The organism is Streptomyces sp. NBC_00989, assembly GCF_045162655.1.
Lineage (GTDB): Bacteria > Actinomycetota > Actinomycetes > Streptomycetales > Streptomycetaceae > Streptomyces.
This window is the reverse complement of sequence record NZ_CP108728.1, coordinates 5,297,953-5,312,170: the sequence shown is the minus strand read 5'-3', so window position 1 is coordinate 5,312,170 and position 14,218 is coordinate 5,297,953. Positions and strand designations below refer to the sequence as shown.

General features: G+C 71.6%; 12 protein-coding genes. 6 read left to right on the top strand and 6 right to left on the bottom strand.

Features of this window, described 5'->3' with window-relative positions; translation table 11 throughout:
* Positions 1-143: 143 nt before the first annotated feature.
* Positions 144-1,979 (bottom strand): phosphatidylglycerol lysyltransferase domain-containing protein, encoded by a 1,836-nt coding sequence (locus OG714_RS23185; RefSeq protein WP_406123702.1) that lies wholly within the window; start codon positions 1,977-1,979, stop codon positions 144-146.
* 200 nt (positions 1,980-2,179) lie between these two features.
* On the opposite strand from OG714_RS23185, the gene OG714_RS23180 reads away from it, so the two are divergent.
* Together OG714_RS23180 and OG714_RS23175 are read left to right on the top strand one after the other, a co-directional pair.
* On the top strand, positions 2,180-3,310 hold the full coding sequence (locus tag OG714_RS23180) for an alpha/beta hydrolase (RefSeq protein WP_406123700.1): 1,131 nt from the start codon (positions 2,180-2,182) through the stop codon (positions 3,308-3,310).
* Positions 3,311-3,404: 94 nt separating this feature from the next.
* Positions 3,405-4,805, top strand: coding sequence for a hypothetical protein (locus OG714_RS23175; RefSeq protein WP_406123698.1), 1,401 nt, complete (start codon positions 3,405-3,407; stop codon positions 4,803-4,805).
* An 18-nt stretch (positions 4,806-4,823) separates the two neighbouring features.
* Here OG714_RS23175 and OG714_RS23170 read toward each other — a convergent pair whose 3' ends face one another.
* Positions 4,824-6,179, bottom strand: a complete 1,356-nt coding sequence (locus tag OG714_RS23170) for a PH domain-containing protein (protein ID WP_406123696.1) — start codon at positions 6,177-6,179, stop codon at positions 4,824-4,826.
* The gene (locus OG714_RS23165; protein ID WP_406123694.1) at positions 6,176-6,676 is read right to left on the bottom strand and encodes a PH domain-containing protein; all 501 of its coding nucleotides are present in this window, start codon (positions 6,674-6,676) and stop codon (positions 6,176-6,178) included. Before OG714_RS23165 ends, OG714_RS23170 begins: the two co-directional genes overlap by 4 nt.
* Before the next feature lie 31 nt (positions 6,677-6,707).
* On the opposite strand from OG714_RS23165, the gene OG714_RS23160 reads away from it, so the two are divergent.
* A complete protein-coding gene (locus OG714_RS23160; protein WP_406123692.1) occupies positions 6,708-7,859 on the top strand; it encodes an NADH-quinone oxidoreductase subunit D in 1,152 nt (383 codons plus the stop codon).
* Positions 7,860-7,906: 47 nt separating this feature from the next.
* Here OG714_RS23160 and OG714_RS23155 read toward each other — a convergent pair whose 3' ends face one another.
* Complete coding sequence (locus OG714_RS23155) at positions 7,907-8,938, bottom strand: SAM-dependent methyltransferase (protein WP_406123690.1); 1,032 nt, start codon at positions 8,936-8,938, stop codon at positions 7,907-7,909.
* Between the two features lie 118 nt (positions 8,939-9,056).
* On the opposite strand from OG714_RS23155, the gene OG714_RS23150 reads away from it, so the two are divergent.
* Positions 9,057-10,262, top strand: coding sequence for a sensor histidine kinase (locus OG714_RS23150; protein WP_406123688.1), 1,206 nt, complete (start codon positions 9,057-9,059; stop codon positions 10,260-10,262).
* 113 nt (positions 10,263-10,375) lie between these two features.
* Positions 10,376-11,047 (top strand): response regulator transcription factor, encoded by a 672-nt coding sequence (locus OG714_RS23145; protein WP_327402229.1) that lies wholly within the window; start codon positions 10,376-10,378, stop codon positions 11,045-11,047.
* 62 nt (positions 11,048-11,109) lie between these two features.
* Here the strand turns inward: OG714_RS23145 and OG714_RS23140 are convergent, their stop codons facing one another.
* Positions 11,110-12,222 carry a DUF5937 family protein gene (locus tag OG714_RS23140; protein ID WP_406123685.1) on the bottom strand — a complete coding sequence of 371 codons (1,113 nt, stop codon included), beginning with the start codon at positions 12,220-12,222 and terminating at the stop codon, positions 11,110-11,112.
* 98 nt (positions 12,223-12,320) lie between these two features.
* Between OG714_RS23140 and OG714_RS23135 the strand changes: the two genes are divergently transcribed.
* Entirely contained in the window at positions 12,321-12,536 is a 216-nt protein-coding gene (locus OG714_RS23135) for a hypothetical protein (RefSeq protein WP_406123683.1), read from the top strand.
* A 384-nt stretch (positions 12,537-12,920) separates the two neighbouring features.
* Here OG714_RS23135 and OG714_RS23130 read toward each other — a convergent pair whose 3' ends face one another.
* Positions 12,921-14,153, bottom strand: a complete 1,233-nt coding sequence (locus OG714_RS23130; RefSeq protein WP_406123681.1) for a threonine aldolase family protein — start codon at positions 14,151-14,153, stop codon at positions 12,921-12,923.
* Positions 14,154-14,218: the final 65 nt, after the last annotated feature.

Here is a 14,218-nt window from a genome sequence, read left to right as displayed (position 1 = left end):
GCGGTCCTCGGCGGATCGGACCGCGTCCGGCGCCGAAGGGCCCCGCGCGAAGAGCCTCCGGGCCGGGCAGGGAAGGAACCTCGGCCCGGCCCGGGCGATCCCCCAGCCGGAGCTGGGGTTCTCGCTCGGGCCGGGCCCGATGGTCAGGCTGCCCGTACATCCCGTTCCGCCAGCCCGTGGGTGCACGCCGGGGCCGCGGCCGTGCGGCGGCGGAGGAAGCGCGGGAGGGGGAGGGCCAGGTTGACGAAGCCTTCCGCCTGCATCGCGGCGAAGCCGATGCGGGGGAGGTCGCCGGAGGCGCGGTAGACGACGAAGCGGGGTTCCCAGCGGGGCTGGAACTTCGCGTTGAACTTGTACAGGGACTCGATCTGGAACCAGCGGGACAGGAAGACGAGCAGTCCGCGCCAGGCGCGCAGCACCGGGCCCGCGCCGATCTTCTCGCCCCGCGCGAGGGCCGCGCGGAACATCGCGAAGTTGAGCGACACGCGCGTGATGCCGAGCTTCGGTGCCGCCTGGAGGGAGGCCACGATCAGCAGCTCGTTCATCCCCGGGTCCGCCGCGCGGTCGCGGCGCATCAGGTCCAGCGACATGCCGTCGGTGCCCCAGGGCACGAAGTGCAGGATCGCCTTCAAGTCGCCGTACTCGCCCGGCTGTTCGTCCGTCTTGTGGGCGGTGGCGATGAAGCAGTCACCGTCCTCCGGGTCGCCGATGCGGCCGAGCGCCATGGAGAAACCGCGCTCGGTGTCGGTGCCCCGCCAGGCCTCCGCGGCGAGCCGGATCCGCTCCAACTCGCCCTCGCCGAGGTCACGTACACGCCGTACCCGGGTTTCGTAGCCGGCCCGCTCGATGCGCTTCACCATTTGGCGTACGTTGCGCATCGCGCGCCCGGCGAGCGAGAAATCCGCCACGTCGACCACCGCCTCGTCGCCCAGTTCTAGGGCGTCGAGGCCGGTCTCGCGGGTCCACACCTCGCCGCCCGTCTCCGAGCAGCCCATGACGGCCGGCGTCCAGGAGTGGGCCTTCGCCTCGTCCATGAACCGCTCGATGGCGCCCGGCCAGGCCTCGACGTCGCCGATCGGGTCACCACTGGCGAGCATCACTCCGGAGACCACGCGGTATGTCACCGCCGCCTTGCCGCTGGGCGAGAAGACGACGGCTTTGTCGCGGCGCAGCGCGAAGTGGCCGAGCGAGTCGCGCCGGCCGTGCTTCTCCAGGAGGGCGCGCAGATGCGTCTCGTCCTCCGGGGTGAGCTGCGCGGCCGGGTGCTCGGGCCGGAACGCGAGGTAGATCGTCGTCACGGCGGTGAGCAGCCCCAGGGCGCCGAGGGAGAAGGCGACCGTCCAGGAGGTGCTGCCTTCGTAGTCGACCGGGCCCTCGAAGCCGAACAGGCCGTACAGGACGTGCGTAATCCGATCGGCCAGGCTCGGGTCGCCGACCATGCGCTTGGAGTGGACGCTGACGATGACCAGTCCGAGGACGAGGGAACCGGCGCCCATGAGCACGAAGTTGGCGAGCGCGCGCCACCTGCTGCGCGGGTCGGGCAGTGCCCGGAACTCGTCCCGGTGCAGCAGCAGCGGCGCGAGCAGCGCCGCCGAGATGACGACTCCTATGAGCGAGTGCCGGTACGCGAACTGCGCGACCGCGCCCGCCGGCAGCAGCGCGACGGCGGCGCGCCAGGCCCGGCGCTTGCGCCGCCTGAGCCCGTGCGCGAGGAGCAGCAACAGCACGCCGGCGCTGAGCGAGAGCGCCGCCGCGAAGGGGCCGAGCGCACCCGGCAGCACCTCCGCCATGGTGTGCATACGGCTGTGCCGGAAGCGCGGGAACACCCCTGCGGCGATGTCCAGCAGGCCGACGAGGGCACAGGCCCTGGCGACGAGCGTGGGAACGACCTCGGGGCGCGGACCTCGGACTATGCGCCGGACCCGACCTGAACGGCTCGGAACCCCACCCGACAATTCCCCATCTATCCTGACAGACATCGCATCCCGTAGTTCTGCGAGAGACCTTGGATCCGGGCCCGATTCGGGCATCCGGCGACATTGCGCCCTCTAGGACGGTGTCTAGGGGAAGAAGGTTCCTTCCTCACCGGAAAGCCGGTTCAAAGGCAGAGGAAAGCCAGGGGCAAACACTCGCGAAGGTTGAGTGGCGCCATGGCGGAAAGCGCAGGCGGGGACAGCTCATGGGACTCACGAGCAACAAGGTGCTGGTACTGGCGTTCGCGTGCGCGGTGCTGCTGTTCATCGGCACGGTATGGCTCTGGCCCCGCCTGGCCAGACGGAACTGGCGGGCCGTCAGCGGACGGGTCGGCCTGCTCCTGGCCACCCAGTTGGTGCTCTTCCTCTCCGTGGGCCTCGGCGCCAACCAGGCCTTCGGGTTCTACGCCAGCTGGGCCGACCTGTTCGGCAAGGAGACCGACCAGGGCGTCGTCGTCGACCACTCCTCGCTCCAGGGCGCGGGCGGACCGCTCCAAGTGGTCGAGACCCGGCAGGTGGACGCACCGGGCGGTGCCACACGGCCGCAGAGCGTGGGCCAGGTGCAGCGGGTCGACATAGTGGGCCGTACGACCCACATCGCCACCCCCGCGTACGTGTACCTACCGCCGGAGTACTTCCAGCCCCGGTACCGCACGCGCACGTTCCCGGCGACGGTCGTCCTCACGGGGTACCCGGGCACCGCCCAGGCGCTCGTCGACAAGCTGAACTACCCGCGCACGGCCCTGGGGCTGGCCAAGAACGGCCGTATGCAGCCGATGATCCTGGTGATGATGCGGCCCACGGTGGCGCCGCCGCGCGACACGGAATGCGTGAATGTCCCGGGCGGACCGCAGACCGAGTCGTTCTTCGCCAAGGACCTCCCCGACGCCGTACTGGCCCACTACAGGGTGGGCAAAAAGCCCGGGAGCTGGGGCATCATCGGCGATTCCACGGGCGGTTACTGCGCCCTGAAGCTCGCGATGCACCACCCCGAGGTGTACGCCGCGGGCGCCGGCCTGTCGCCGTACTACAAGGCGCCGAGCGACCCCACCACGGGCGACCTCTTCCAGGGGAACAGGACGCTGCGCAACGAGTCGAACCTGTGGTGGTACCTCAAGCACCGGCCCGGGCCCGACACCTCACTGCTCGTCACCAGCAGCAGGATCGGCGAACACAACTACAAAGACACCCTGAAATTCATCGACCAGGTGAAGGCCAAGAACTCCACCCGTATCTCGTCGATCATCCTGGACAGCGGCGGGCACAACTTCAACACCTGGCGACGGGAGATCCCGCCGACCCTCCAGTGGATCAGCGGGCGGCTCACCGACCGGTGAAAGTGACCGCTGAACCCGTGTGAGGGAATAGGGGTGGCTGTGTTTTTACCGGGCGGGGCACCACGATTCGCCTACGCGCGGTAAGTTTCTGGCCATGCCACGTGGACGTCACCGCCATTCCCCGCCGTTGCACCGGCTGTTGCCCCCCTCGGCGATCGCAGGCGTGTCGCTCGTCTGCGCCTTCGGGCCCTGGGTCTTCTCGCAACCGGCGGCGCTCCGCATAGTCGCGGCGATCGCCGCCGCGACCGCGCTCGTCGGCGCGGCGTTCATGCGCCGCTGGGACACACAGGCGGGCAAGCAGGTGGCCGACCTGATACGCGCGCGTACGAGCGACGAGTGGCGCTACGAGGAGCGGCTCGCCGAACTCGAGTCCGACCTCGACGAGTCGCGCGAACTCCGCGTCAAGCTGGAGCACAAGCTGCGCGCCAAGCGCACGGAACTGGCGGGCCTGCGCAACGAACACGCGGCGCTGCTGCGCCGGTACGCCACGGCGGAGACCGAGCGCGCGAGCGCCCTGGAGGGCCGCCGCCTGCTGGAGATAGAGGCCGCGGAACCCGCGCGCGCGTTGCCGCCGGTTCCGGCGGACGGCGACGAGGACGCCTCGGCGGCGGACGTGGACACGGACCTGGAGTTCCAGGACGACGATCTCGCGACGGACGACACCGAGGCTGTGGCTGCTTCGGTCGACTCCGAGGACGAGACGGACGCCGAGGGCGAGATCGACGCCGAGGGCGGGACCGAGGACGAGGAGTCGGAGGCGGCCGAGGTCGTCGCGGCCGCCGCGCCCGTCGCGGAGAAGCCCGCGGAGTCCATGGTGTTCTCCCCGGAGGGGTCGAAGCTGTTCCTGCGCGCCAAGGCGGCGCTGGTCAAGCTCGACGACGACAGCGAGACCCCGGCGCGCGCGCCGAAGGACTCCGGGCCGAAGAACTCCGACCCGAAGGACCTCCCGCCGAACGAACCCGCGCCGAAGAACCTCGCCCCCAAGGACGAGGACACCGCGCGGGCCGAGCCCGCCCCGGTGCGGGCCGACAGCGGCGGTACCGAGTCGGAGGCCGCGCAGGAGGACGAGGCGGAGGGGAAGCCCGAGGCGGTCGACGGGCATGAGCACGCGGCCGCCGTTCCCCCGGCCGCGAAGTCCGCACAGCCCGCCCAACTCGCCCCGCCCGCACAGCCGTCCGGCCACTTCACCGTGCCGACCGCGGTGGCGGTCGTACCGGCGTCTCCCGTACGGCGGCCGATGATCGAGGGCGGGTTCGACTTCTTCGGTATGCAGAAGGGGGCGACGTCCGCCGCGATGGACGCCGTGCAGAACGAGGATCTCGCCGACGTGGTGGGCCAGGAGGCCCTCGACGTGCACAAGGCGGAGGCCGAGGCGCAGTTCAAGCCGGCCGACGAGCGGTCGCGCGATGTCGGCGTCGGCCAGGTCATCGACCTCACGGCACACGACGAGACCGAGCAGATCAACCTCCACGGGCTGCGCAGCGCGGCTTCCTGAACGGGTCCTGACGTGACGTCAGGCCATCCAGCGGTCCGGCCGCGCGTCCCTACGGCCGGTCCGTGACCGCTCGGCCTGCCCGCTGAGCAGCTCCGCGGCCTCCTCCGCGTCCCGCAGACGCGCTGTGACGGTCTTGTTGGCCCCGGTGTCCACGTGCACCTCGGCAAGCCGCCAGAGACGCTCCCAGGGCCCCTGGCTCAGCCGTACGCTCTGCACCTTCGCGTGCGGCACCAGCGCCAGGCTGCGGCGCAGCAGTCCGTGCCGGGCCGCGAACACCGTGTCGGTGACCGCGAGGCCGTAGCCGCGCCACCACAGCGGCACGCACCGGCCGGCCCGTCGCGGCGGGCGGGACAGCGCCGCGAGCGGCGGGACCGTCACGCCGGGCAGCACGCGCGCGACGACCGACTCGGCGATCTCGCGCGGGGCGACCGGCACCAGCACGGAGTTGGACGAACCGGCCACGTCCAGCTCGACCCGCACCCATCCGCGCCGCCGCCACAGCAGCGGCTCCACGATCCGCACGGTCTGCACCCGCCCCGGCGGCACCGTCTCGTGCGTGCGGTCCAGCAGTCCGTGGTCGATGCGCAGCCCGTCCGGGGACTCGCCCACCGTCCAGTCGTACTCGCCGACGAACCGCCCCACACTGCTCGCGCCCGCCGCGCCCAGCAGCGGCAGCGCGGTCGCGAGGACCGTCCACACGCTGTGGGTGGCGAACCACAGGAGCGGCGGTACGACGAGTGCGGCGGCCAGCGATCCCCAGGTGGCGCCGGTCAGCACCAGGGACACCGCGAGGACCCCGGCCGGCACGTGCAGCAGCTGCCGCGCGGGCGCCTCGCCGACCTCGTGCGCGGTCTCGGGCGCGAAACCGGCCGCCCGCGCGAGCAGTTCGGCCCGCAGCGCCCGCGCCTCGCCCTCTCCGAGGAAGGCGAGCTCGTCCTTCTTGTCAGCCCCTACGACGTCCAGCTTCAGCTTGGCGACGCCCGCCACGCGCGCGAGGAGGGGCTGCGTCACATCGATCGCCTGGATGCGTTCCAGCCGGATGTGCGCGGTGCGCCGGAACAACAGGCCGGTACGGATGCGCAGTTCGGTGTCCGTCACCGCGAAGTGCGTGAACCACCAGGTCAGAAAGCCGTACAGGGCGGCCGCCGGGACGAACACGGCGAGCCCGATGAGCAGCGTGACCGTGGTCAGCCGGGTCAGCTGCTCCTGCGCCTGGTTGGGGTCGTGCACCGCCCACCCGATGATGACGGCGACCGGCGCCCACGCCCGGCGCAACGGCGTCACCGGATGCAACCGCCGCTCCACGAGCGGCACTTCCTCCCGTACGGCCTCGGTCGCCTCGGATACGTCCTTGTCGGCGCCCGGCGTCGTCACAGCCCCGCCGATCGGGCCTCGCCCAGCTCGGTGAGCCGGTCGCGCAGCCGTTCGGCCTCGGCCGGGACGAGCCCCGGAATCGTCGCGTCGGTCGCCGCGGCCGCCGTGTGCAACTGCACGCTGGCCAGCCCGAAATGCCGCTCCACGGGCCCCGAGGTCACCTCCACGAGCTGCATCCGCCCGTACGGCACGATCGTCTCGTGGTGCCACAGCACACCCCTGCTGATCAGCAGGTCGTCGGCGCGCTCGGCATATCTCCAGGAGCGCCAGTTGCGGCCCAGCAGCACCCAGCCCCACGCCATCAGGGCGAGCGGCAACAGCGCGAACGCCGCCCAGGCGGACCCGGCGAACAGGTTCAGGAGTACGCCCAGGACCACCGCCAGCAGCCCCAGCCACACCACCAGCAACAGCCGTCGCATCTTCAGCAGCCCCGGCGGCAGCCCGGTCCACACCGGCTCGCGCGCCGCGCCGTCCTGGGCGGCAGTCCCCGTATCCATGCCGCAAGCGTACGTACGAGAGACTGTGTCCATGACTCCCACGACGGAGACCATGGTCGGGATCGGCGGCGCCGCGGAGAGCACCGACATGGTGCTCAACATCGGACCCCAGCACCCCTCCACACACGGTGTGCTGCGCCTGCGGCTCGTCCTCGACGGCGAGCGCATCCAGCACGCGGAGCCGGTGATCGGCTATATGCACCGCGGCGCCGAGAAGCTCTTCGAGGCGCGCGACTACCGCCAGATCATCATGCTCGCCAACCGCCACGACTGGCTGTCGGCCTTCTCGAACGAGCTGGGCGTCGTCCTCGCCGTGGAGCGCATGCTCGGCATGGAGGTCCCCCCGCGCGCGGTGTGGACGCGCACCCTGCTCGCCGAGCTGAACCGGGTGCTCAACCACCTGATGTTCCTGGGGTCGTACCCCCTCGAACTCGGCGGGATCACCCCGGTGTTCTACGCGTTCCGGGAGCGCGAGGTGCTCCAGAACGTCATGGAGGAGGTCTCCGGCGGGCGCATGCACTACATGTTCAACCGCGTCGGCGGCCTCAAGGAGGACCTCCCCGCCGGATGGGCCTCACGCGCGCGTGAAGCCGTCACCGCCGTGCGCTCCCGGATGGACCGCTTCGACGACCTGGTGCTCGGCAACGAGATCTTCCGGGGGCGCACGCGCGGGGTGGGCGAACTGTCGCCGGAGGCCGTGCACGCGTACGGCGTGAGCGGGCCCATCGCGCGCGCCTCGGGCGTCGACTTCGACCTGCGGCGCGACGAGCCGTACCTCGCGTACGGCGAACTCCAGGACACCCTGAAGGTCGTCACGCGCCAGGAGGGCGACTGTCTCGCCCGTTTCGAGGTGCTCCTGGAGCAGACCCACAACGCCCTCGACCTCGCGGACGCGTGCCTCGACCGGCTCGCCGAGCTGGAGCCCGGTCCGATCAACCAGCGGCTCCCGAAGGTCCTGAAGGCGCCCGAGGGGCACACGTACGCGTGGACCGAGAACCCGCTCGGCATCAACGGCTACTACCTCGTCAGCAAGGGCGAGAAGACCCCGTACCGGCTGAAGCTGCGCTCGGCGTCGTACAACAACATCCAGGCGCTCGCCGTGCTGCTGCCGGGGACGCTGGTCGCGGACATGGTGGCGATCCTGGGGTCGTTGTTCTTCGTGGTCGGGGACATCGACAAGTAGTCGGGGACCAAGCAGTCGTCGACAAGTGATCGGCAAGTAGCGGTTGTTCAGGGCTCGTCGAGCGGGTCCGGAATTCCGACCGGCTGCACGAGCCAGCCGAAGTCGCCGAGTCCGCCCGGTGCGGTGAGTTCGGCGGCTTCTCCGGCGCTCGCGAGGGCGCGGACGTACGCCGTCGGGTCGGTGGAGGCCAGCGTGAGCGGGGGGCGCGCGCCTGTGATGCCGAGGGCGCGCAGGGCGGCGCGTTGGGTGAGCAGGCGTGCGCCGGGGAGTGCGTGTGCTGTAGTGGCCGCCACCCCGCCCGCTTCCGCGCAGGCGTCCAGCGCCACATGCGCCGTGATGTCGCACGAGCCGTCCGGTACGGGTGCCGTCTCGCGGCCCTCGCGGAAGCCGGTGAGCGTGCCGAACGGGGGGCGGGTGTCCCTGGTGTGCGCGTAGTCGACGGCGATCGCGAGACCGCGGTCGACGGTGGCGACGGCGGACGCCCAGGCCGTGTCCCTGGGGAGGCCGATCTCGGCGCGCAGCCCCGCCTCGGGCGCCTGCGGCCACCACCGGGCGAGCCACTCGGCCTCCGCACAGGAGAGGGGCTCCCCGAGCCGTTCGGTCCCGTCCTGCCGTACGAGCACGAGCCGCGGTACGTCGGCGTCGTCCACCTCGGCCACCTCCACGGGCACGTTGTCCAGCCACTCGTTGGCGAACAGCAGCCCGGTGACGCCCTTCGGGGGCTCGGCCAGCCACTCGACGCGGGGGTCGAGCCCTTCGGGACGGTCGGCGATCTCGACGGCGTACGCACGCACGCGTGCGGCCACTTCGGCGGGCAGCGCGGCGAGGACGCCGGTCACCAGCTCACCGCGGCCCGCGGCCAGGTCCACGAAGTCCAGCGTGGCCGGCCGGTCCAACGCCTCGTCCACCCGGCACAGCAGCCGTGCCACGGCGCCCGAGAACAGCGCCGACGCGTGCACCGACGTACGGAAATGCCCGGCGGGTCCCTCGGGGCTGCGGTAGAAGCCCTCGGGCCCGTACAGGGCGTCCTCAGCCGCCTTCCGCCAGCCGCGCCACCGGCCCGTGGTGTCTTCCGTCACGCCGTCAGACTAAGTGCACAGGACAACGGGGCCTCCACCTTGGGGAGTACGCGAGACGTATACGGATCGATCCTCCGGTTGACCCCGGCACACTGCACGCATCCCTACGCTGGGTTACGTGCAGCGCCTCTACGACTTCCTCCGCAGACACCCGACATGGGTCGACACCTTCTGGGCTGTCTTCCTGCTGGGGCTGAGCGGCGTGAGCATCGCGAGTACCAGCTACGCGTCGGGCCGTCACGGGACGGCGGCCGGGGCGATCGGGGCATCCGCCGTGATGTGTGTGGCGATCGCGCTGCGCCGCCGCTGGCCGGAGAAGATGCTCGTCCTGGCCGGGGCGACGGGCCTCGCGCAGCTGGTCCTCGGCATCGAGCCCGTGGTGGCCGACTTCGCCATGCTGGTGATCGTCTACACCGTCGCCGCGATCGGCGCCCGCTGGGCCTCCCGCTTCGCCCTGGCCTCCGGTCTGTCCGCGGCGACCCTGGCGCAGATCCGCTGGCCCCAGGAGCACACCAGCTCCGCCGGGCTGGTCGCGCTGGCGATCTTCCAGACGGTGCCGTTCGCGCTGGCCTGGGTGCTCGGCGACTCGATGCGCACCCGGCGCGCGTACTTCGCGCAGCTGGAGGAGCGCGCCGCCCGGCTGGAGAAGGAACGCGAGGCGCAGGCGAAGGTCGCGGTGGCCGCCGAGCGCGCCCGCATCGCACGCGAACTGCACGACGTGGTCGCGCACAACGTGTCGGTGATGGTGGTCCAGGCCGACGGCGCCGCCTACGTCCTCGACTCGGCGCCGGACCAGGCGAAGAAGGCCCTGGAGACGATCTCCTCCACCGGCCGCCAGGCCCTCGCCGAGATGCGCCGCCTGCTGGGCGTGCTGCGCACCGGCGAGCACAAGGAGGCAGGCGAGTACGTGCCGCAGCCGGACGTCGAGCAGATCGACGACCTGGTCGAGCAGTGCCGTACGTCCGGACTGCCCGTCGACTTCAAGGTCGAGGGCACCCCGCGCCCGCTGCCGAGCGGCGTCGAGCTGACGGCGTACCGGATCGTGCAGGAGGCGCTCACCAACACCCGCAAGCACGGTGGTCCGAACACGGGCGCCAGTGTGCGGCTGGTCTACTTCGACGACGGTCTCGGGCTGCTCGTCGAGGACGACGGCAAGGGCGCCCCGCACGAGCTGTACGAGGAGGGCGGCGCCGACGGCCAGGGGCATGGTCTGATCGGTATGCGTGAGCGGGTGGGCATGGTCGGGGGCACCCTGGACGCGGGCCCGCGGCCGGGCGGCGGTTTCCGCATCAGCGCGCTGCTGCCGCTGAAACCCGCGCACTGATCTTTCGTACGCCGAGTAGTGACACCTGTAAGGAATTGTTGAACGACCGGTCGTCGAACGACTTGTTGAGCCAATTGTTGAACGATCCTGTTGATGGAACGGAAGAGGACCCGATGGCGATCCGCGTGATGCTCGTCGACGACCAGGTGCTGCTGCGCACCGGGTTCCGGATGGTGCTCGCCGCCCAGCCGGACATGGAGGTCGTCGCCGAGGCGGGCGACGGCGTCGAGGCCCTTCAGGTGCTGGCCGCGACCGCGGTCGACGTGGTGCTGATGGACGTCCGTATGCCCAAGCTGGACGGGGTGGAGACCACCCGCCGCATCTGCCAGGGCGAGAACCCGCCGAAGGTGCTGATCCTGACCACCTTCGACCTCGACGAGTACGCCTTCTCCGGGCTGAAGGCCGGCGCCTCCGGCTTCATGCTCAAGGACGTGCCGCCCGGCGAACTCCTCACCGCGATCCGCTCCGTGCACAGCGGGGACGCCGTGGTGGCGCCCTCGACGACCCGGCGCCTCCTGGACCGCTTCGCCCCGATGCTGCCCGCCACCGGCAAGGAGCCCCGGCACAAGGAGCTGGAGCGGCTCACCGAGCGCGAGCGCGAGGTCATGATCCTCGTCGCCCAGGGCCTGTCCAACGGCGAGATCGCGGCCCGCCTGGTGCTGTCCGAGGCGACCGTGAAGACCCACGTCGGCCGCATCCTGACGAAGCTCGGCCTGCGGGACCGGGTGCAGGTCGTCGTCCTGGCGTACGAGACGGGACTGGTGCGGGCGGGCGGCCACGGCTGAGGAGACCGCCGGCGGGCTACGGCGATACGGCTCTACGGGGGCTGCCGTCCGCCCGGCGCCGCCTATCTGAGGATGCCCTCCAGGAAGTCGCTGCCCAGGCGGGCCACCATCGTGACGTCCAGCTGGTGCAGGGCGTAGCGGCCGCGGCGGCGGGTGGTGATCAGGCCGGCCTTCTTCAGGACGCCGAGGTGGCGGGATATCTCGGGGGCTGTCATGCCGTGCACCTGGGTCAGCTCGCTCGTGGTGAACGCGCTGCGGGCCAGGCTGCGGCACAGGCGCATGCGGACCGGGTGGGACAGGCCGGTCATCCGCAGGGTCAGCTGCTCCAGGGAGGTCGGCGCGGCGAGCTTGGGGGTGTTGTGCACGGGGTAGTGCACGACGGGCTGCCAGCCGTACCGGTACAGGACCGTCAGGTGCGGCCAGCCCAGGGCCGTGGGCACCAGGAGGAGGCCGCCGTCCTGGGTCGCCGTACGGCCGGTGCCGAGTTTGTCGATCGTGATCAGCGTGGCGTCCTCGTCGAGGGTCACCGCGGTGGACATCGACGTCAGCGCCTCAGCCAGGCCCTTGTGGTGCAGGAGGTCCGTCTTGTGGCGGGCGTCGGTGGCGAGTTGGTGGTGCATCCGGGACCAGGTCTCCGCGAAGAACGCCTCGTCGCAGTCCTCCAGGAACTGCCGCAGCCACGCCCTGGTCCGCGGCGGGTCGGCCAACAGCCGCTCGGTGAAAGCCAGTTGATGCGGCCCGCGCGCGGCCGCCTGCTCCAGGGCGCGCCGCCGGATCCCGGCGTCGGTGAGCGGGCCGGGTCCGCCCGTGCTGTAGGAGGTCGCGCAGGTGGTGAACTCCATGGCCGCGTCCACGAACTGCTCGTCCGTCAGCTTGTCCAGCAGGTCCAGCTCCTCGGCGAGCGTGGCCCCGGGGAGCGCGCCGCGGCCCGGGATGCCCGCGTACGGCAGGAACAGGTCGGAGAACGTCGACCGCCACAGGAAGTCCGCCTCGCACATCCGGTCGGCCAGATGCGGGTCGAGCCGGGCGGTGACGCCGGTGACCCAGCCTTGGAGGCCGGGGTGGTGCCCCGGCTCGGACATCGCGTGCAGCGCCATGCACAGCTCGCCCAGGGGTGAGGGCGCGAAGGTGATCCGCTCCCGCCGCAGCCCGGTGATGTCGATGTGCACGCTCATGTCGTCAATCGTGCACCCAGCCACTGACAACGCCCCGTCGTTTGACGGCGCCCGTCAATCGACGCGACAGCCACCGGGCGGCGGCGCAGCCTGGAGACATGAGCAGCACCCAGCAGTACCTCCTCGACACCTACCGCGCCCAGTGGCTCGGCGAGGCCCCACCACCCCCGCCCGGCACCCACGACTGGCAGACCGCCAGCGAACTGCGCGACTACCGGCAGTTCCGCGCGGTCGTCGCGGAACACCCGGCTCACGGTCGGCTACGGCGGGTTCTGGGGCGGTGGCTGCACCCGCGGGCGTGTTCTGCTTGCTGACGGCCCACAGATGCCGTTGCCGGGAGCCCGCGCGCGTTCCGGCCACCGACATCGCCCTCGACGGTCCGACTGCTGACGGCACGCACGCGCGTGTCGACGGTCCTGGGGGTGGATCTTCGCTCCGCTCAGCCTGCTGACGGCACGCGCGCGTGCCGTCGGGCGACAACCCGCGCGCGGTGGGCCGGCACCCGCGCTCGCGTTCCGGCCGGCTGACATCGGCGTCGGCGTTCTGGGTGCTGACGGCCTGTGCGTCTGTCGCCTGCCGGCACCGAGGCCGGCGTTCCGCCCTGTTGGCGGCGCGCATGCACGGGCCGCTTGCTTACAGCCCTCGACTGCCGTGCACGCCTTCACGGGCGGCGGCCGCCCCGCATTCCGCCGATCCGCCTACCCCACCTCTTCCTGGCGGGCCGTCTCCTCCTTCAGCCGGACCACGAAGTCCGCGACCGCCGCCTTCACGTCGTCGGCCGTCCACTCCAGGGCTGCGGCCCGCACGTAGACCTCGGTGACCGCCAGGCCGGGTCCCTTCGCGTCCCAGGGGTTGGCGAAGAGGGCGGTCTTCGTCTCCTCGGCCTGCCGGATCGAGGCCTCCGTGACGGCGTCGAGGTCGTACGGCAGCCAGACCTGGAAGTCGTTCGTGTGCGGCTGCTCGGGGTGGACGCGTATCCAGGGCACCCCGGCCGCCGCGAACCCCTCGCGCAGCGCCTCGGCGACCACGCGCGCGTGGGCCACGTACGAGGGCAGCCGGGGGAGTTCCCGGTCCAGGCCCGCGAGGGCCGTCAGCGCGGTGGGGAACTGCTGGAAGACCGCGCCGCCGTACCGGTGCCGCCAGGTCTTCGCCTCGTCGATCAGGGTCTTCGGGCCGGCGAGCGCGGCGCCGCCGAGACCTTCGAGGGACTTGTAGAACGACACGTAGACGCTGTCGGCCAGGTCGGCGATCTCGTCGAGCGGGCGGCCGAAGTGGGGGGTGGACTCCCACAGGCGGGCGCCGTCGAAGTGGACCACCGCGTCGCGTTCGCGGGCGGCCTCGACGACGGCGGATAGTTCCTCCCAGGAGGGCAGGACGAGACCGGCGTCCCGGAGGGGCAGTTCGAGCATCAGCGCGCCGAAGGGCTCCGGGAAGTCGCGCACCTCGTCGGCGGTCGGCATCCGGGGCTCGCTCGTCACATGGACCGGGCGCAAGCCGCTGACCTGGCTGAACGCATCCCGCTCGTGCACTTCGGGGTGGGCGAGCGGGTGCAGGGCGACGGTCGGGTTGCCGGTACGGCCGGCCCAGCAGCGCAGGGCCACCTGCTGGGCCATCGTGCCGGTGGGGAAGAAGGCGGCGGCCTCCTTGCCGAGCAGTTCGGCGACCCGCCTCTCCAGGGTCTCGACTATGCCGCCGCCGTACATGTCCGACGTCTCGTCCAGGTCGTACAGCTCGGCGGCCTCCTGGAGGAACGCGAGCCGCTCGCGGAGCGGGTCCAGGAAGCCGAGGCGCGCGAGGGCCCGCTCAGCGCTCCGGTTCGCGCTGGTACGCCGCTTGCGGCGCTCCAGGAGCCGTTCCTCGTCGGTTGTCGGCTCCGCTCCCTGCTCGCCCTGCGCCGCTTGATCCTCGCCGTGTTCCGCCGTATCGCTCATGCTCGGGATGATGCCTGTCACGGGCCCCCGCGAGCACCCGGATTTCCCCGGGCTTTCCCGTGCGC

Coding starts and splice junctions, on each gene's coding strand:
- OG714_RS23165 (WP_406123694.1), bottom strand. CDS start 6,676: ATGGATACGGGGACTGCCGCCCAGGACGGCGCGGCGCGCGAGCCGGTG.
- OG714_RS23175 (WP_406123698.1), top strand. CDS start 3,405: ATGCCACGTGGACGTCACCGCCATTCCCCGCCGTTGCACCGGCTGTTG.
- OG714_RS23185 (WP_406123702.1), bottom strand. CDS start 1,979: ATGTCTGTCAGGATAGATGGGGAATTGTCGGGTGGGGTTCCGAGCCGT.
- OG714_RS23160 (WP_406123692.1), top strand. CDS start 6,708: ATGACTCCCACGACGGAGACCATGGTCGGGATCGGCGGCGCCGCGGAG.
- OG714_RS23130 (WP_406123681.1), bottom strand. CDS start 14,153: ATGAGCGATACGGCGGAACACGGCGAGGATCAAGCGGCGCAGGGCGAG.
- OG714_RS23145 (WP_327402229.1), top strand. CDS start 10,376: ATGGCGATCCGCGTGATGCTCGTCGACGACCAGGTGCTGCTGCGCACC.
- OG714_RS23135 (WP_406123683.1), top strand. CDS start 12,321: ATGAGCAGCACCCAGCAGTACCTCCTCGACACCTACCGCGCCCAGTGG.
- OG714_RS23180 (WP_406123700.1), top strand. CDS start 2,180: ATGGGACTCACGAGCAACAAGGTGCTGGTACTGGCGTTCGCGTGCGCG.
- OG714_RS23140 (WP_406123685.1), bottom strand. CDS start 12,222: ATGAGCGTGCACATCGACATCACCGGGCTGCGGCGGGAGCGGATCACC.